General features: G+C 71.3%; 16 protein-coding genes. 10 read left to right on the top strand and 6 right to left on the bottom strand.

Going from position 1 to position 16988, the window contains the following annotated elements; all coding sequences use genetic code 11:
- Positions 1-34 precede the first annotated feature (34 nt).
- Positions 35-625 (bottom strand): histidine phosphatase family protein, encoded by a 591-nt coding sequence (locus ABZ865_RS36375; protein ID WP_361239992.1) that lies wholly within the window; start codon positions 623-625, stop codon positions 35-37.
- Between the two features lie 176 nt (positions 626-801).
- On the opposite strand from ABZ865_RS36375, the gene ABZ865_RS36370 reads away from it, so the two are divergent.
- On the top strand, positions 802-1551 hold the full coding sequence (locus tag ABZ865_RS36370; RefSeq protein ID WP_361239990.1) for a PP2C family serine/threonine-protein phosphatase: 750 nt from the start codon (positions 802-804) through the stop codon (positions 1549-1551).
- Positions 1552-1577: 26 nt separating this feature from the next.
- On the opposite strand, the gene ABZ865_RS36365 is transcribed toward ABZ865_RS36370, so the two are convergent.
- Positions 1578-2243, bottom strand: a complete 666-nt coding sequence (locus tag ABZ865_RS36365; RefSeq protein WP_361239988.1) for a protein-L-isoaspartate O-methyltransferase — start codon at positions 2241-2243, stop codon at positions 1578-1580.
- A gap of 115 nt (positions 2244-2358) precedes the next feature.
- On the opposite strand from ABZ865_RS36365, the gene ABZ865_RS36360 reads away from it, so the two are divergent.
- Positions 2359-2637 (top strand): hypothetical protein, encoded by a 279-nt coding sequence (locus tag ABZ865_RS36360; protein WP_361239987.1) that lies wholly within the window; start codon positions 2359-2361, stop codon positions 2635-2637.
- Positions 2638-2721: 84 nt separating this feature from the next.
- Here the strand turns inward: ABZ865_RS36360 and ABZ865_RS36355 are convergent, their stop codons facing one another.
- Positions 2722-3147: an SRPBCC family protein gene (locus tag ABZ865_RS36355; RefSeq protein ID WP_361239985.1), complete on the bottom strand. Its 426-nt coding sequence runs from the start codon at positions 3145-3147 to the stop codon at positions 2722-2724.
- Positions 3148-3341: 194 nt separating this feature from the next.
- On the opposite strand from ABZ865_RS36355, the gene miaB reads away from it, so the two are divergent.
- Together miaB and ABZ865_RS36345 are read left to right on the top strand one after the other, a co-directional pair.
- Positions 3342-4868 (top strand): tRNA (N6-isopentenyl adenosine(37)-C2)-methylthiotransferase MiaB, encoded by a 1527-nt coding sequence (gene miaB, locus ABZ865_RS36350; protein ID WP_361239983.1) that lies wholly within the window; start codon positions 3342-3344, stop codon positions 4866-4868.
- Between the two features lie 206 nt (positions 4869-5074).
- Positions 5075-5788 (top strand): class III extradiol dioxygenase subunit B-like domain-containing protein, encoded by a 714-nt coding sequence (locus tag ABZ865_RS36345; protein WP_361239981.1) that lies wholly within the window; start codon positions 5075-5077, stop codon positions 5786-5788.
- A 175-nt stretch (positions 5789-5963) separates the two neighbouring features.
- On the opposite strand, the gene ABZ865_RS36340 is transcribed toward ABZ865_RS36345, so the two are convergent.
- Positions 5964-6245: an antitoxin gene (locus ABZ865_RS36340; RefSeq protein ID WP_361239979.1), complete on the bottom strand. Its 282-nt coding sequence runs from the start codon at positions 6243-6245 to the stop codon at positions 5964-5966.
- A gap of 24 nt (positions 6246-6269) precedes the next feature.
- Positions 6270-6554, bottom strand: coding sequence for a hypothetical protein (locus ABZ865_RS36335; RefSeq protein WP_361239977.1), 285 nt, complete (start codon positions 6552-6554; stop codon positions 6270-6272).
- Between the two features lie 181 nt (positions 6555-6735).
- On the opposite strand from ABZ865_RS36335, the gene miaA reads away from it, so the two are divergent.
- The 6 genes from miaA (at position 6736) to hflX (ending at position 15473) form a co-directional block, all read left to right on the top strand.
- Positions 6736-7674 carry a tRNA (adenosine(37)-N6)-dimethylallyltransferase MiaA gene (gene miaA, locus ABZ865_RS36330; RefSeq protein ID WP_361239976.1) on the top strand — a complete coding sequence of 313 codons (939 nt, stop codon included), beginning with the start codon at positions 6736-6738 and terminating at the stop codon, positions 7672-7674.
- 290 nt (positions 7675-7964) lie between these two features.
- Positions 7965-8447, top strand: coding sequence for a hypothetical protein (locus ABZ865_RS36325; RefSeq protein WP_361240066.1), 483 nt, complete (start codon positions 7965-7967; stop codon positions 8445-8447).
- A 53-nt stretch (positions 8448-8500) separates the two neighbouring features.
- The gene (gene dapF / locus ABZ865_RS36320) at positions 8501-9370 is read left to right on the top strand and encodes a diaminopimelate epimerase (RefSeq protein ID WP_361239974.1); all 870 of its coding nucleotides are present in this window, start codon (positions 8501-8503) and stop codon (positions 9368-9370) included.
- Between the two features lie 295 nt (positions 9371-9665).
- Positions 9666-11870, top strand: coding sequence for an HD domain-containing protein (locus ABZ865_RS36315; RefSeq protein ID WP_361239972.1), 2205 nt, complete (start codon positions 9666-9668; stop codon positions 11868-11870).
- A 227-nt stretch (positions 11871-12097) separates the two neighbouring features.
- Positions 12098-13750 carry a M1 family metallopeptidase gene (locus ABZ865_RS36310; protein ID WP_361239970.1) on the top strand — a complete coding sequence of 551 codons (1653 nt, stop codon included), beginning with the start codon at positions 12098-12100 and terminating at the stop codon, positions 13748-13750.
- 232 nt (positions 13751-13982) lie between these two features.
- Complete coding sequence (gene hflX / locus ABZ865_RS36305; protein ID WP_361239968.1) at positions 13983-15473, top strand: GTPase HflX; 1491 nt, start codon at positions 13983-13985, stop codon at positions 15471-15473.
- Positions 15474-15670: 197 nt separating this feature from the next.
- Here the strand turns inward: hflX and ABZ865_RS36300 are convergent, their stop codons facing one another.
- Positions 15671-16891, bottom strand: a complete 1221-nt coding sequence (locus ABZ865_RS36300; RefSeq protein ID WP_361239966.1) for a hypothetical protein — start codon at positions 16889-16891, stop codon at positions 15671-15673.
- Positions 16892-16988 lie beyond the last annotated feature (97 nt).

Here is a 16988-nt window from a genome sequence, read left to right as displayed (position 1 = left end):
TCTCGCGTTCTCGGGAAAACGGTCAAGGCCCGTGTCAGCGGCCCGTGTCGTCCTGGGGCGAGGACAGTACGTGCCCGACCCGTAGGTTCCAGCGCCCGGCCCGGCCGGTGAACTCCGTTGCCGTGAGCGGGGGGACGTCGACGCGCCAGAACGCGGCCTCGGGCGCGCCCAGTACGTGCCCCACCACGGCCCGCACCACCTCCGGCTCCACCACGGCGACCGTCCTGCCGTCGGCCGCCCCTGTCGTCTCCCACCACCGCACGACCCGCGCGCACAGCTCCCGCACCGACTCCCCGCCGTGCGGTGCGGCGCCCGGGTCCGCCAGCCAGCGGGCCACCGCGTCGGGCTCGTCGGCGCCGACCTCCTCCAGCGCCCGCCCGCGCCAGCGGCCGACGTCCAGGCCCGACAGTTCCGGCTGCTCCGAGGCGTCGAGTCCGAGTGCCGAGGCCGTCTCCCGGCACCGCACGCTGGGCGAGACGTAGACACGGCCGGAGGCCGCCAGGGGCACCGCCGCCGATCCGGCCCGCACAGCCGCGCTGTCCTCGATCGAGTCACCGTCGTCGAAGCGGGCCCGCCGCAGCGACGGCGTGATCGCGGGTGAGATGAGGGTGACACGGCTGGTCACGCGGTTGCTCCTTGTGGTTCGGCCGAGAGGGGGCTGGGCGCGGGTGACTGATCCCGTACGAAGGTACGCCCGGCCCGGATACCGGGGAGCGGCCTGCCAAGGGGAGCGGCCTCGCGGGACGGCCTAGGCTTGAGGTGTCCGGCGGTGCGTCCCGTGCGGGAAGGCGGTGACGTTCCATGCGGTACGTGTCGGTGAGCGCGCTCAGTCACCCCGGGCTCCTCCGCGAACGGAACGAGGACAGCCTCGTGATCGGGCCGTGGACCCTGTGCGCCACGGTCACCGAGAATCCGCAGACCCTGGTCTTTCCGACCGGTACGCCCCTGGTCGTCGCCGTCGCCGACGGGCTCGGCGGGCATCCCGGCGGCGATGTGGCCAGCGCGCTGGTCGTGCGCCGGATCGCGTCGATGGGCCCCGCCCTGAGCAGTGAGGACGCCGTCCGCGACGCCTTGAACGCCTGCAACCGCGCCGTGTACGAGGCCGCCGGCGGCGACGCGGGAGGCGAACTGGCGGCCATGGGGACGACGGTCGCCGGCGCCGTCGTGAAGCCCGGTTCGCTGCTGGTGTTCAACGTGGGCGACAGCCGGGTCCTCGCGTCCTGCGACGACGGGCTGCGCCAGGTCAGCGTCGACGACAGCCCCCCACTCGAACCAGGGCGGCGCACCACGTCCCTCGTCACCCAGTGCCTGGGCGGCACCCGCACGTACCGTGCCATCCAGCCCCACGTGACGGCCGAGCCCCTGTCTCCCGGTGCCCGCTACCTCATCTGCACCGACGGACTCACCGACCCTCTGCCGAATGAAGAGATCAACGAGGTGATGCGGGAGCCCAACGACGGCCGGGCGGCGTTCGAGCTGTGGAAGGCCGCCATCGCGGCGGGCGGCCCCGACAACATCACGCTGGCGCTCGTACGCATCGCGGACGCATAGGTTCGGCTCGTGCTTGGTCTCGCGGATCATCCGTGAAGATCCGCGTCGTCCATCGGAAAGCCATACCGCCCCTGCAGCCGGACGAAATAGGCCAAGGTCAGCACGCGCAGCCGCGCCAGCCCGGACGCCGTGCGCTCGAAGCACACCACCTCCTCATGGCCGCCCGGCCCGATCGGCTGGACCAAGCGGCCACCCTGCCGCACCTGTGCGACCAGCGGCGCGGGCACCTCCGTGAACGCGGCGGACACGAGGATCGCGTCGTACGGAGCGAGATCCGGCACGCCACCGCTGCCGTCCCCGACCCGCAGCTCCACGTTTCCCACGCCCTGACGCGAGAGGTTCGCACGCGCCTGCCGGGCTATCTCCGGCCGCGTCTCGATGCTGACCACGTCGGCGGCCAGGCGGGCGAGCAGGGCCGTCTGGAAGCCGAGCCCCGTCCCTACCTCCAGGACGTGCTCGCACCCGCACAGGGCAAGCCCCTCGATCATCATGGCGGACAGCGAAGGCTGCGTGGTGACCTGTCCTTGCCCGATCGGAACGGGGACGTCCCGGTAGGCGTCGGCCACCTGACCGGTCGGGACGAATTCGGCCCGGGGCGTCGTGCGCACGGCCTCCAGCAGCCGCTCGTCCCCGATCCCGGCGGCTGTGAGGGCTCGTACGAGGTCCTCGGGCGCCCTGGCTACGGCGTTCACGGGCGAGTCACCTCACCACCAGGCTAGGGCGGCTGAGGTGCGGGGTCGCCGGGGCGAAACGATCCTCGCAGGCGCGTCGGCGCATCCAGGACCGCCGGGACACTACGGTGGAGACATGACCGAGATCGTCGTCTACGAACTCGTCAAGCCTGCGGCAACGAGATCCGCCTCGGGAACGCCGGATGAGGTGGAACGGCGCGTCCGCAGGGTGCACGCCGCACCCGCGGCCCCGGGTTCGCATACCGCAGTAGGACCGCGGACCCTGTGCGGCAAGGACACCTTCGCGATGGAGACGTCCCACTGGAAGCCCTCCGACCACCCTGGAGAGCCCTGGTATCCCGCGGAATACGCGTCTCTGGTGTGCACGGACTGCAATGCCGTGATCGAGACCTGACCGGAGTGCCGACTGCCCGGCGTCGCCGCGCTCGCCTGATTCCGCAGCTCACAGTGTTTCCGCAGCTCACCGCGCCTTCAGGGGTCACCGTTGTTCGACGAACTCCTTGAAGTGCTCCAGATCGCTGCGGACGAGGCGCTCGATGGCGTTCGTCTGGGCGAATCCCTTCGGGCCACCGAAGGAGTCCCGGATCGTGTCGGGGTCGTACTCTAGCCGTGCCTGGATCCGGGTGTGGTTCTTGTCGATCGGCGCGACCGAGAAGGAGCCCGTCAGCTCCGGGGCGCTCGTGGTGAGCCACTCCATCACGCGGTCACCGCGGTCGGAAACCTCGGCATCGAGCTCCTGGGCCCGGCCACCGGTCTCGACCTCCAGATGTGCTCGGCCCCCCGCCTCCGTACGCGCGCCGCGCACTCCTTCCACGAAGCGCGGATAGTGCTCCAGCTGGTGCAGGGTCTCCCATGCTCTGTCTATCGGAACGCCGACGTCGACGTGTAGTTCGAGGGTGCTCATGACTACCTCCACGTGCAGCTCATGACGCATGGCCTACTGCTTCCAGTGTGCGCCCGGGAAGAACCGGCACGCGAAGCGCCGCAGCGGTGGAGACGCCGGGAGACCGACCAGCCCGCTCACGCGGCGCATCGCGCCTACTGGTGGGGCGGAAGACTGGACCACGGGGCACTCCGCGGACCGCCTACCCTTGAGCCATGACCATCAGCAGCGACCGGAGCCCCGCAGTGGACGTAGCAGCACCCAAGACCTACGAAGTCCGTACCTACGGGTGCCAGATGAACGTCCACGATTCCGAGCGATTGGCCGGGCTGCTCGAAGACGCCGGGTACGTGCGGGCCCCCGAGGGGTCGGACGGGGACGCGGACGTCGTGGTCTTCAACACGTGCGCCGTGCGCGAGAACGCCGACAACCGGCTCTACGGCAACCTCGGCCGACTCGCGCCCAAGAAGGCGAGCCGCCCCGGTATGCAGATCGCGGTCGGTGGCTGCCTCGCGCAGAAGGACCGGGACACCATCGTGAAGAAGGCGCCCTGGGTGGACGTCGTCTTCGGTACGCACAACATCGGCAAGCTGCCCGTCCTGCTGGAGCGCGCCCGCGTCCAGGAGGAGGCTCAGGTCGAGATCGCCGAGTCGCTGGAGGCGTTCCCCTCCACGCTGCCGACGCGGCGCGAGAGCGCGTACGCGGCCTGGGTGTCGATCTCCGTCGGCTGCAACAACACCTGCACGTTCTGCATCGTCCCGGCCCTGCGCGGCAAGGAGAAGGACCGCCGCCCCGGCGACATCCTGGCCGAGGTCGAGGCGCTCGTCGCCGAGGGCGTCTCCGAGATCACGCTGCTCGGCCAGAACGTCAACGCGTACGGCTCCGACATCGGCGACCGCGAGGCCTTCAGCAAGCTGCTGCGCGCCTGCGGGAAGATCGAGGGCCTGGAGCGCGTCCGCTTCACCTCCCCGCACCCGCGCGACTTCACCGACGACGTCATCGCCGCCATGGCCGAGACGCCGAACGTGATGCCGCAGCTGCACATGCCGCTCCAGTCCGGCTCGGACACCGTCCTGAAGGCGATGCGCCGGTCGTACCGGCAGGAGCGTTACCTCGGGATCATCGAGAAGGTCCGCGCCGCCATCCCGCACGCGGCGATCACGACGGACATCATCGTCGGCTTCCCGGGCGAGACCGAGGAGGACTTCGAGCAGACCCTGCACGTCGTCCGCGAGGCCCGCTTCGCGCAGGCGTTCACCTTCCAGTACTCCAAGCGCCCCGGCACCCCCGCCGCGACCATGGAGAACCAGATCCCCAAGGAGGTCGTCCAGGCGCGCTACGAGCGTCTCGTCGCCCTCCAGGAGGAGATCTCCTGGGAGGAGAACAAGAAGCAGGTCGGCCGCACCCTGGAGCTGATGGTCGCCGAGGGCGAGGGCCGCAAGGACGGCGCCACGCACCGCCTCTCCGGCCGCGCCCCCGACAACCGCCTGGTCCACTTCACCAAGCCGGACCAGGACGTGCGCCCGGGCGACGTCGTCACCGTCGAGATCACGTACGCCGCCCCGCACCACCTCCTCGCCGAGGGCCCGGTCCTCGCCGTGCGCCGCACGCGCGCGGGTGACGCCTGGGAGAAGCGCAACGCCGCCGAGGCCGCCAAGCCGGCGGGCGTCATGCTCGGCCTGCCGAAGATCGGCGTACCGGCGCCGCTTCCGGCCGCGTCGAGCGCCTGCGGCTGCGACTGAGGTTCGGAAGACCCACTGGGTGGAGCACGTCGGCCGTGATCGTCCGGCCGACGTGCTCCGCGCGTACTGACGCTCGCCCGCTGTACGGCATCACGGTGGACCCGCGCCCGGCAGCCGTACGGCGTCACCGTGGACCGGCGCTCGGCAGCCGTACGGGGTCACGGCGGACTGCCACTCTGCCGCCGTACGGCGTTACTCTGCCGATCATGCTTGTCGCCGCCGCAGTCTGCCCCTGCCCGCCGCTGCTCGTGCCCGAGCTCGCCGCGGGTGCCGCGCCCGAGCTGGATGCCGCGCGCGCGGCGTGTACCGACGCGCTCGGTGTGCTTGCCGCGGCCCGCCCGGACCAGCTCGTGGTCGTCGGCCCCGCCGAGCCGAGCGGGCGCGGGTGGCACCCGCAGGGGACCCCGGGGTCCTTCCGCGGCTTCGGCGTCGACGTGGACGTACGGCTCGGAACGCCCACCGGCGCCGTCCCCGACCGCGAGCTGCCGACCTCGCTGGCCGTAGGGGCCTGGCTGCTGCAGCGCACCGGCTGGGCGGACGCCCCGATCGAGGGGCTCGGCGTCGGGGAACCGCTGGCGCCCGAGCGGTGCGTCGAGGTCGGCCGGGAGATCGCCGCCCGGGCCGGTCGGGTGGCGATGCTGGTGATGGGGGACGCCAGCGCCTGCCGCACGCTCAAGGCACCGGGATACCTCGACGAGCGGGCGGAACCCTTCGACGCGCAGGTCGCGCGAGCGCTGGAGGCGGCGGACGTGGCGGCCGTCGCGGCACTCGACGCCGAGCTGGCGTACGAACTGAAGGCCGCCGGCCGCGCGCCCTGGCAGGTGCTCGCCGGAGCGGCCGAGGGCGCGAACCTCGGTGGTGCGCTGCTGTACGACGACGCGCCCTACGGCGTGGGATACCTGGTCGCCACCTGGTCCTAGGCCCCGCCTGGTGGCGTTTGGACGTGTCCCCGGTGCCCGGACGCGACCGCAACCGCACCGCACATGAAACGACGGCGGACGGCCGGGAGCCGTAGCGCTCCGCGGCCGCCCGCCGATCCGTGCACCCTCGGGAAGCGATCCCGCGCACCCCTCGGGAAGTGATTCCGCGTGCCGTTCAGGAAGCCGGGGGCGGGCCCTCCGGCTGGTCCGGCTGGGTGGGGCCGGTGGCTTCGCCGGCGTGCGGACCCTCCTTGTGTGCCAGGCGGTCCACCGCACCCTTCGCCTTGTCCGTTCCGGCGTGGATCTTCTCGCTGTACTTGCCCTTGGTGCGCTCGTCGACAGCGTGGGCGGCCTTGTCGAGGCCGTGCTGCACCTTGTCGCCGTGCTGGCGCGCCAGGTCCGACACCTTGTCCCTGGCCGGGCCGAGCTTGGCCTTCATGTTGTCCAACAGACCCATGGTCCACCTTCCCTCGCGGGACAGTTATGTGCGGGCGCCCTCGCCGGACTCGCTGTCGGCGACGTCGTCCGCGGACTTCTGCTTGGGGATCGCGCCCTCGGCCGCGCCCGGCTCGGCGGTCTCCGACTCCGCCGCCACGCCCTCGCGCCCGTCCTCGGCCGAACCCTTCGCCTCCGCGGCCTCAGCCGCCTCCACCGCCTCGGCTCCTCCCGCCTCGGCCCCTCCCGGCTCGGCACCGGCCCGCGCTTCGGCGGCCGACGCCTCCCGTGTCGCCTTCGACCTGCCGAGGAGCCGTGCAAAAACGCCCATATCCACTCCATACGGTACTCGTGCGGGCGAAATCCCGCGTCACACGGTGCGTCCGGTTGCGCCACCCGGGTCACCGCCTCCGGGCGGCGGCGGTCGCACCCCGCCACGGGCAACGACCCGGGATACGCGCCGTCACGTAACTCGTTCGAGGAGCGGTCGTGAGGTTTGCGAAACTGGTGCGGTGAGCAGCGCAGCCCCCGCCCCCCGCGTCATCGCCGTCGTCGGACCCACCGCGGCCGGAAAGTCCGATCTCGGCGTGTTCCTGGCCCAGCAGCTCGGCGGTGAGGTCGTCAACGCCGACTCCATGCAGCTCTACCGAGGGATGGACATCGGGACAGCCAAGCTGACGCCCGAGGAACGCGGTGGCATCCCGCACCACCTGCTGGACATCTGGGACGTGACGGTCACCGCCTCCGTCGCCGAGTACCAGAAGCTGGCCCGCGCCCGGATCGACGCCCTGCTCGCCGAGGACCGCTGGCCGATCCTCGTCGGCGGCTCCGGACTGTACGTCCGCGGAGCCGTCGACAACCTGGAGTTCCCCGGCACCGACCCCGAGGTCAGGGCCCGCCTGGAGGAGGAGCTGGCCCTGCGCGGCTCCGGCGCCCTGCACGCACGCCTGGCCGCCGCCGACCCCGAGGCCGCCCGCGCGATCCTGCCCAGCAACGGCCGCCGTATCGTCCGGGCCCTGGAGGTGATCGAGATCACCGGCCAGCCCTTCACCGCCAACCTCCCCGGCCACGACTCCGTCTACGACACCGTCCAGATCGGCGTCGACGTCGCCCGCCCCGAACTCGACGAGCGCATCGCGCACCGTGTCGATCGGATGTGGGAGGCGGGGCTCGTGGACGAGGTACGCGTCCTGGAGGCGCAGGGGCTGCGCGAGGGGCGCACGGCATCGCGTGCGCTCGGTTACCAGCAGGTGCTCGCGGCGCTCGCCGGGGAGTGCACGGAAGAGGAGGCGCGCGCCGAGACCGTACGCGCCACCAAGCGCTTCGCGCGCCGCCAGGATTCATGGTTCAGGCGCGACCCCCGGGTGCACTGGCTGAGCGGGGCTCTGGAGGACCGCGCGGAACTTCCACACCAGGCTCTGGCGTTGGTCGAACGACCGGTTACAGCCTGATCACGTCATGGCATCGGGATGCGCCGCGGGTCAACGAGGCCTCTGGCGCCGTGCCATCATCGAGCTTCGATCGACCAGTGGAGTCCTAGTTGGGAGGGCGCGTGGCGATGGAGGCCGGCCCTCGCGACACTGCACAGAGCGCCGAGCATGTCACCACCGACGGTGACGGCCCGGACCCGGGCGAGGCCCGTCCGGACGAGGACCGTTTCGTCGAGGAGCGACTGGTCGAGGACCCGTTGATCGACGAGGATCGGCTGATCGACGACGATGGGTTGGTCGACGACGATGGGTTGGTCGACGACGATGGGTTGGTCGACGACCGGTTGGCCGGGGACCGTCTCATCGAGGATCGTCTGACCGACGACGGGCCCGACGAGATTCCGGGCGGGGTGACCGCCGACGGACCCACGCCCGAGGAGATGTACGCGAGCGGACCGGAGGTCGAGGTCGAGCTGCGCCCGCAGCGGCGGCTGCGCATCTGGCAGCTCGCCCCCATCGTGGGCCTGGCCGCGGTCGGCTCCCTGATGTTCGCCTTCCCGCTCGCCTTCGACTTCGGCGACAGCGGCGCGGTCATCGCCATGCTGGGCCTGTTGATCTGCTCCTGTGCCGCCGGCTGGGGCATGATGGCCGCCCGCCGCGTGGGCTACACCTGGCCGGGGCTGCCGGCGCGCGGCTCGGGACGCCGGCCCGACTGGCGGGTCGTGCTCGGCTACGTCCTGCTGGTGGCCTTGATCGCTGTTCTCGCCGTGTGGCGCGTGGCCCGGCTCCGCTAGCGCCGGCGGCGGCTCGAGCACCGGCTGTCGTACCCAGCCCGTACGATCGAGGAATGAGCACGCGGATCGCCTTCCTCAAGGGTCACGGCACCGAGAACGACTTCGTGATCGTCCCGGACCCCGAGAACGCCCTCGACCTGACACCCGCCGCCGTCGCCGCCCTGTGCGACCGCCGTGCGGGCATCGGCGCCGACGGGGTGCTGCACGTCGTGCGGTCCGCCGCGCACCCGGAGGCCAGGGAGATGGCCGCCGAGGCGGAGTGGTTCATGGACTACCGCAACGCCGACGGCTCGATCGCCGAGATGTGCGGCAACGGAGTGCGTGTGTTCGCGCGCTACCTCCAGCACGCGGGACATGTGGCCGAGGGGGACCTCGTGATCGCCACGCGCGGGGGCGTGAAGACCGTGCACATCGCCAAGGAGGGTGACGTCACCGTCGGCATGGGCCGCGCCCGCCTCCCCGAAGGGGACGTCACGGTGAGCGTCGGCGAGCGCAGCTGGCCCGCGCGCAACGTGAACATGGGCAATCCGCACGCCGTCGCCTTCGTGGACGACCTCGCCCACGCCGGTGACCTGTACTCCCCGCCGCCCTTCAGCCCGGCCTCCGCCTACCCGGACGGGGTGAACGTGGAGTTCGTCGTCGACCGCGGACCCCGCCACGTCGCGATGCGCGTGCACGAGCGCGGTTCCGGCGAGACCCGCTCCTGCGGCACGGGCGCGTGCGCCGTCGCCGTGGCCACCGCCCGGCGCGACGGCGCCGACCCGGCCGTCACCGGCACCCCGGCGACGTACACCGTGGACGTGCCCGGCGGACGCCTCGTCATCACCGAACGGCCCGACGGGGAGATCGAGATGACGGGTCCGGCCGTGATCGTCGCCGAAGGCGAGATCGACGGCGAGTGGCTGGAAAGCGCACTCCGCTGATCTGAACGAACCGAGGCGAAGACGGCTCCGGACCCGGTGGACCAGCGCGTCCCGGTGACCGGGGCCGTTCGAAACCACGGGCGAACCACCGCTGAGAGCAAGGCAGGTGGCGCAAACCCTGAACCTCCTTTTCGTCGCTCGAATGGGTGATCCGTTTCACGCTCGGCGAGAGGCGGTCAGTCGCGCGTGGTGGGCTCGGTAGCATCAAGCACCGGCACGGACGGGGGAACGTCGCCTTCCCTGAGCCGCGCATGCCCTGGGGCCCCGTCCGCCGGTCCACGAGCCGGAGGTGCCCATGAGTGCGGAGGCCACGAACCCTGCGACGCCTGGCCCGGTAGCGCCCACAGCGTCCACGACGCCGACCGCGCCCACGGCGGCCCGCAGGAAGTCCCGGCCGCGCATCGATCTGCGCCGGCTCGGCCGGGCCGCGCTGCTGGGCCCCGCCACCCGCGGGAAGCTGCCCGACGCCATCAGCCACGTCGTGGAGGCGCACCGCGCCCACCACCCCGACGCGGACCTCGAACCCCTGCGCCGCGCCTACGTCCTGGCGGAGTCCTCGCACCGCGGCCAGATGCGCAAGAGCGGCGAGCCGTACATCACGCACCCGCTGGCCGTGACCCTCATCCTCGCCGAACTGGGCGCCGAGACCACCACCTTGACGGCCTCTCTGCTCCACGACACGGTCGAGGACACCGACGTGACGCTGGATCAGGTGCGGGAACAGTTCGGCGAGGAGGTTCGTTATCTCGTCGACGGTGTCACGAAACTGGAGAAGGTCGACTACGGGGCCGCCGCCGAACCCGAGACCTTCCGCAAGATGCTCGTCGCCACCGGCAACGACGTGCGCGTGATGTCGATCAAACTCGCCGACCGCCTCCACAACATGCGCACCCTCGGCGTGATGCGCCCCGAGAAACAGGCGCGGATCGCCAAGGTCACCCGCGACGTCCTCATCCCGCTCGCCGAACGCCTCGGCGTGCAGGCCCTGAAGACCGAGCTGGAGGACCTCGTCTTCGCCATCCTGCACCCCGAGGAGTACGAACACACCAGGGAACTCATCGCCGCCAACACGGCCCGCCCCGACAACACCCTCGCCGAGATCGCCGACGAGGTCCGTGGAGTGCTGCGCGAGGCCGACATCCCCGCCGAAGTCCTCATCCGTCCCCGCCACTTCGTCTCCGTGCACCGCGTCGCCCGCAAGCGCGGACAGCTGCGCGGCGCCGACTTCGGCCGCCTGCTGGTGCTCGTGAACGAGGACGCGGACTGTTACGCCGTCCTCGGCGAGCTCCACACGTGCATGACGCCGGTCGTCTCGGAGTTCAAGGACTTCATCGCCGTACCGAAGTTCAACCTGTACCAGTCCCTGCACACGGCCGTCGCCCGCGCGGACGGCCAGGTCGCCGAAGTGCTCATCCGTACCCACCAGATGCACAAGGTCGCCGAGGCCGGCGTGATCGCGCTCGGCAACCCCTACGCGCCGTCCGCGGAGGACCAGTCCCAGGCCGCCGACGGCGAGCGCGCCGACCCCACCCGCCCCGGCTGGCTCTCCCGCCTCCTCGACTGGCAGCAGGCGGCCCCCGACCCCGACACCTTCTGGTCCACCCTGCGCGAGGACCTCGCCCAGGACCGCGAGATCACCGTCTTCCGGCCCGACGGCGGCACCCTGGGCCTGCCCGAGGGCGCCACCTGCGTGGACGCCGCGTACGCGCAGTACGGCGAGGACGCCCACGCCTGCATCGGCGCCCGCGTCAACGGCCGCCTCGCGACCCTCAGCACCGTTCTGAGGGATGGCGACACCGTTCAGCTCCTCATGGGCCAGGACCCGGCCTCCGAGCCGTCCCGCGAGTGGCTGGAGCACGCCCACACGCCCGCCGCGCGCATCGCCATCCAACGGTGGCTTGCCACCCATCCCGGCGACGGCGCCGCCGGAGCACCGGTGACGGACGCGGACGGCGAAGAACCCACGGACACTGCGGGCCACCCTGTGGAGAACGCGGACAGCGCGTTTCCCGGGCGGTCGACGAGCGGTGCCCCCGTCGCCCGCCCCCGCGGTGCCGATGTCGTCGTGGACCCGCCCGGCGCCGTCGTACGGCTCGCCGGGTGCTGTACGCCCGTACCCCCCGACGAGATCACCGGCTTCGCCGTACGCGGGGGAGTGGTGACCGTGCACCGCGTGGGGTGTGCCGCGGCGGCGCACATGAAGGACAGGGGGCGCGCGGAGATCGACGTGCGCTGGGGAGACACCACCGAGTGCCGGGTCACCCTCGTCGCTGAATCGTTCGGCCGCCCCCACCTGCTCGCCGACCTCACCGAGGCGATCGCCTCCGAGGGCGCTGAGATCGTCTCCGCGACGGTGGAACCTCCCAGCCAGCAGCGGGTGCGTCACACGTACACCCTCCAGCTGCCCGACGCGGCCCACCTCCCGGCCCTCATGCGCGCGATGCGCGACGTTCCGGGGGTGTACGACGTGAGCCGGGCCCAGGCCCCGACGGCGTCGTGAGCGCCGGGGCCGGGAGGTGGCCGCGATTGGACCCTCCTGAAGGAGGCTTCACGGGACCCTCCTGCAGGAGACACCACCGGCCCTCCTGCACGCAGGCACCACCGGACCTTCCTGACGCAGGGGGCTCCGCCGGACCTTCCTGAAAAAGGCCCCCGGGGCCAACCCGTTCGGGTGGGCCGGGCGCGCGTCGCCTCCGTACCCGTGAGGCGCGCTGGTAGCGGTGGTGCATGCTGCTCACCCTCCGCCCGCGCGCGACCTCTCCGGCGCGCCCCAACCCTCGGCCCTTCCGTCGGCCCCTCCGAGAGTCCTTCCGGCCCAGGAAGGCGGCCCTGCTCGCCTCCGCCGTCAGCGTCTGCCTCCTCGCCGCCAGTGCCCCCGCCGAACCCCTGGGCGTCGGCGACCGGCTCTTCCCGTACCTGGGCAACCCGGGCTACGACGTGGCGTCGTACGACCTGTCCTTCACCTACCCCGGCGCCAACGACAAGCCGCTGCAGGCCGTCACCACCATCGAGGCCCGGACGACCACCGAGCTGAACCGCGTCAACCTCGATTTCGCGCACGGCACGGTCGAGTCCGTCGAGGTCGACGGCCACCCGGCGGACTTCACCAGCGCCGGCGACGACCTGGTCGTCACGCCGGACAAGCCGCTCCACCTGGGCACCTGGACCCGGATCACCGTGCGGCACACGAGCAACCCCGTCGGCGCCGAGGACCAGGACGGGGGCTGGGTGCGCACCTCCGACGGGCTCGCCATGGCGAACCAGGCCGACGCCGCCCACCTGGTCTTTCCGTGCAACGACCACCCGTCCGACAAGGCGATGTTCACCATCCGGATCACGGCCCCGGACGGCTACACCGCCGTGGCCAACGGCCTGCCGACCGGCGTGGACCGGGCCGGCGGCGCCACCACCTGGACGTACCGCTCCCAGCACCCCATGGCCACCGAACTCGCCCAGGTGTCCATCGGCCGCTCCGACGTAGTGCACCGCCAGGGCCCGCACGGACTGCCGGTCCGGGACGTCGTCCCCAGCGCCGACCGCAAGGCGCTCGAACCCTGGCTCGCGAAGACGCCCGACCAGATCGCCTGGATGGAGAGCAAGGTCGGTCCCTTCCCGTTCGAGACCTACGGCGTGCTCCTGGCCCAGGCCTCCACCGGGTTCGAGCTGGAGACGCAGACCCTCTCCCTCTTCGAGAAGGGCCTGTTCACCGAGCCCGCCTACCCCCAGTGGTACATCGAGTCGATCATGGTGCACGAGCTGTCCCACCAGTGGTTCGGCGACAGCGTCAGCCCCCGCACCTGGTCCGACGTCTGGCTGAACGAGGGGCACGCCACCTGGTACGAGGCCCTCTACGCGGAAGAGAAGGCACACAAGCCCCTCGAGGACCGGATGAAGGCCGCCTACAGTGCCTCCGACCGCTGGCGCGCCTCCGGCGGCCCGCCCGCCCGGCCCAATGCGCCCGCGCCCGGCCAGAAGATCAGCATCTTCCGCCCCAACATCTACGACGGCGCGGCCCTCGTGCTGTACGCCCTGCGTCAGGAGATCGGCCGCCCGGCCTTCGAGCGCCTGGAGGAGGTGTGGGTCCAGGGGCATCGGGACTCCACGGCCACCACCGCCGATTTCGTCCGGCTCGCCTCGGCCATCGGAGGCCGCGATCTGAGCGGTTTCTTCCAGGACTGGCTCTACGGCGAGAAGACCCCGCCGATGCCCGGCCACCCCGACTGGAAGACCACGGAGCCGACCAAGTCGACGAAGCCGGTCGAGACGGTCAAGCCGGACAAGTCGACGACGCCAGCCAAGTCGGCCAAGCAGGCCAAGCAGGCCAAGCAGGCCAAGTCGGCCAAGTCGGCGCCACCGGCCGCAGGGCCGGCGCCGGAATGACCGGGCCGATCAGGGGACCTGCCCTGAAACAAGCCGATCAGTGGCTCTGCCCAGCAATAAGACGGCGACGAGACGGGAAATAAGACGGTGACGAGACGAGCCGTGCCGTGCGACCATCTTCGGGTCGGCGCGGCACGGGACCCGGGAATCTCCCGGGGTGCTCGAGCGTTGCCCCTGATGACAGCTGATCTCTCGAATGCCGCACAGGCACTCCCATCGACGTAAGGATCCAATGACCTCCTCTTCTTCCCCTTCCCAGGACACCAAGCGCCTCGCGTACGCCTACTCCGAGGGTCTTCGGGCCGATGCCCTGATGGAAGAGGACGTCGCCTGGAGCCACGAGATCGACGGAGAGCGGGACGGCGACCAGTTCGACCGCTCCGAGCGCGCGGCCCTGCGCCGCGTCGCCGGTCTCTCCACCGAGCTGGAGGACGTCACCGAGGTCGAGTACCGCCAGCTCCGCCTGGAGCGGGTCGTGCTCGTCGGCGTGTGGACCACGGGCACCGCGCAGGACGCGGACAACTCCCTCGCCGAGCTGGCCGCCCTCGCCGAGACGGCGGGCGCGCTGGTGCTCGACGGTGTCATCCAGCGCCGCGACAAGCCCGACGCGGCCACCTACATCGGCTCCGGCAAGGCCCAGGAGCTGCGCGACATCGTCCTCGAAACGGGCGCGGACACTGTCATCTGCGACGGTGAGCTGAGCCCCGGCCAGCTGATCCAGTTGGAGGACGTCGTCAAGGTCAAGGTCATCGACCGTACGGCCCTGATCCTGGACATCTTCGCCCAACACGCCAAGTCCCGAGAGGGCAAGGCACAGGTCGCGCTCGCGCAGATGCAGTACATGCTGCCGAGGCTGCGAGGCTGGGGTCAGTCGCTGTCCCGCCAGATGGGTGGCGGTCGCGGCGGCCTCGCCACCCGTGGTCCCGGTGAGACCAAGATCGAGACAGACCGGCGCCGGATCCGCGAGAAGATGGCGAAGATGCGCCGGGAGATCGCGGACATGAAGACCGGCCGCGAGATCAAGCGCCAGGAGCGCCGGCGCAACAAGGTGCCGTCCGTCGCCATCGCGGGCTACACCAACGCCGGCAAGTCCTCGCTGCTCAACCGCCTCACCGGCGCCGGTGTCCTGGTCGAGAACGCGCTGTTCGCGACCCTGGACCCGACCGTCCGCCGCGCGGAGACCCCGAGCGGCCGCTTGTACACGCTGGCCGACACCGTCGGCTTCGTCCGGCACCTGCCGCACCACCTGGTCGAGGCGTTCCGCTCCACCATGGAGGAGGTCGGCGACTCCGACCTGATCCTGCACGTGGTGGACGGCTCGCACCCGGCTCCGGAGGAGCAGCTGGCCGCCGTGCGCGAGGTGATCCGGGATGTCGGCGCCACCGACGTGCCCGAGATCGTCGTGATCAACAAGGCGGACGCGGCCGACCCGCTGGTCCTCCAGCGGCTGCTGCGGGTGGAGAAGCGCTCCATCGCGGTCTCGGCCCGCACCGGACGAGGCATCGAAGAGCTGCTCGTACTCATCGACAACGAGCTGCCCAGGCCCTCGGTCGAGATCGAGGCGCTGGTGCCGTACACGCAGGGCAAGCTCGTCGCCCGCGCCCACACCGAGGGCGAGGTGATCTCCGAGGAGCACACCGCGGAGGGCACCCTGCTCAAGGTCCGGGTGCACGAGGAACTGGCGGCGGACCTGGCGCCGTACGCACCCGCGTCCGCGGTCTGACCGTCCACGGGTTCGCCGGTCCGACGTTCCGTGGGTCCGGCGTTCCGTGGCGCCGGTCCTCGCAGGCTGACCCACCCGCGGTCCGGCCCCGTACGGACAGGACGGCCCCGACAGGACCGATCACCCATGACGAAGGCCCGCCACCCTTTCCCGGGCGGCGGGCCTCCGTCATGCCGGCAGCGGCGCTGTCCCCGCTGTCACTGGCCGCCGTAGGTCTTGCTCATGTTCTGGTAGAGCCCTTCGGCCTCCTTGCCGAGCTGCGGGCCGGCGAGCCAGGTGTTGGTGACCGGGCCGATCGAGGTGTTCGACACCAGCTCGGTCTTGCCGTTCACCACCCGGAACCAGCCGCCTCCGGAGGAGCCACCGGTCATCGTGCAGCCGATCCGGTACATCGTCGGCAGCGACGGGGTGAGCGACAGCCGGCCGGGCCGGTCGAGGCACTTGAACATCTTCAACCCGTTGAACGGGGGCGCCGCCGGGTAGCCCCAGGCGCCCATCGTGTTCACCTCGGTCGCGGACGGCGCCGAGAAGTCGACATCGAGCGCCGCGCCGACCGTCTCCTCCAGCGACTTCGACCCGGACTCGGGCTTCACGTGCAGCACCGCGTAGTCGTATGGCGCGCCGTCACCGCCCGATTCCGAGCCGCCCTGGATCCACTCGTTCGAGGTCGAGGCCCAGTCCGCCCACCAGGCGCCGTACGGAGCGATCTCGGAGGCCGACGCGTTCGACAGCTCCGACTCCGACTTGCCGAGGTCGTTGTACGCCGGCACGAACGCGATGTTGCGGTACCAGCCGCCGCCCTTGCCCGCGTGCACGCAGTGGCCGGCGGTCCACACCAGGTTGGACTTGCCCGGGTGGTTGACGTCCTTGACCACCGTGCCGGAGCAGACCATCGAGCCCTCCGGGGAGTCGAAGAACACCTTGCCCACGGGGGCCGCGTTGTCGTGGTACGGCGTCTTCTCCGCCTGAGCCTTGACCGGCTGTGGCTCGGGATCGCTGACGCCGGTGTCGGCGGCGGCGTCCTTGGTGGAGACGGTCTTGTTGGCCTCCTTCGCGGACTTCATCCGCTCCGGCTTCCACAGACCCTCGATCACCGGGTTGACGAAGTCCTTGGCCTCACTGAGCCACTTGTCCTTGTCCCAGTTCTTCCAGCCACCGTTCTGCCACTTGTCGACATCGATGCCGTGCTTCTTGAGCTTGTCGGCGATGTCGGCCGGGACCTGGACCTTGCCGCCGCCGTCGCCGCCGCCGTCGGCGGCCTGCGAGGCGCCGGCGCCTGCCTGGCCGCCCGCCTTGTCGTCGTCGGAGCCGTTGCAGGCGGTGGCGGTCAGCGCCAGCGCGGCGACCAGACCGGTCGCCGCGAGGACGGTACGGCGCCGCCCGCCACGGCGTGTTGACGGCACACGTGTGGAACGCATGGTGCGATTACCCCCGTTGAAGTGATGGTGACACCCCACTATGCCCGCGGAGTTGGGGACGGACGGCGGCGAGGTGGTGAATGTTCATGTCAGACAC

This window comes from Streptomyces sp. NPDC047085 (assembly GCF_040643735.1).
GTDB lineage: Bacteria > Actinomycetota > Actinomycetes > Streptomycetales > Streptomycetaceae > Streptomyces.
Note: the sequence above shows the minus strand (reverse complement) of the source record. Positions and strands in the feature narration are given on the sequence as shown.

Coding starts and splice junctions, on each gene's coding strand:
- ABZ865_RS36370 (WP_361239990.1), top strand. CDS start 802: ATGCGGTACGTGTCGGTGAGCGCGCTCAGTCACCCCGGGCTCCTCCGC.
- ABZ865_RS36360 (WP_361239987.1), top strand. CDS start 2,359: ATGACCGAGATCGTCGTCTACGAACTCGTCAAGCCTGCGGCAACGAGA.
- ABZ865_RS36355 (WP_361239985.1), bottom strand. CDS start 3,147: ATGAGCACCCTCGAACTACACGTCGACGTCGGCGTTCCGATAGACAGA.
- miaB (WP_361239983.1), top strand. CDS start 3,342: ATGACCATCAGCAGCGACCGGAGCCCCGCAGTGGACGTAGCAGCACCC.
- ABZ865_RS36345 (WP_361239981.1), top strand. CDS start 5,075: ATGCTTGTCGCCGCCGCAGTCTGCCCCTGCCCGCCGCTGCTCGTGCCC.
- ABZ865_RS36340 (WP_361239979.1), bottom strand. CDS start 6,245: ATGGGTCTGTTGGACAACATGAAGGCCAAGCTCGGCCCGGCCAGGGAC.
- ABZ865_RS36335 (WP_361239977.1), bottom strand. CDS start 6,554: ATGGGCGTTTTTGCACGGCTCCTCGGCAGGTCGAAGGCGACACGGGAG.
- dapF (WP_361239974.1), top strand. CDS start 8,501: ATGAGCACGCGGATCGCCTTCCTCAAGGGTCACGGCACCGAGAACGAC.
- ABZ865_RS36315 (WP_361239972.1), top strand. CDS start 9,666: ATGAGTGCGGAGGCCACGAACCCTGCGACGCCTGGCCCGGTAGCGCCC.
- ABZ865_RS36310 (WP_361239970.1), top strand. CDS start 12,098: ATGCTGCTCACCCTCCGCCCGCGCGCGACCTCTCCGGCGCGCCCCAAC.
- hflX (WP_361239968.1), top strand. CDS start 13,983: ATGACCTCCTCTTCTTCCCCTTCCCAGGACACCAAGCGCCTCGCGTAC.
- ABZ865_RS36300 (WP_361239966.1), bottom strand. CDS start 16,891: ATGCGTTCCACACGTGTGCCGTCAACACGCCGTGGCGGGCGGCGCCGT.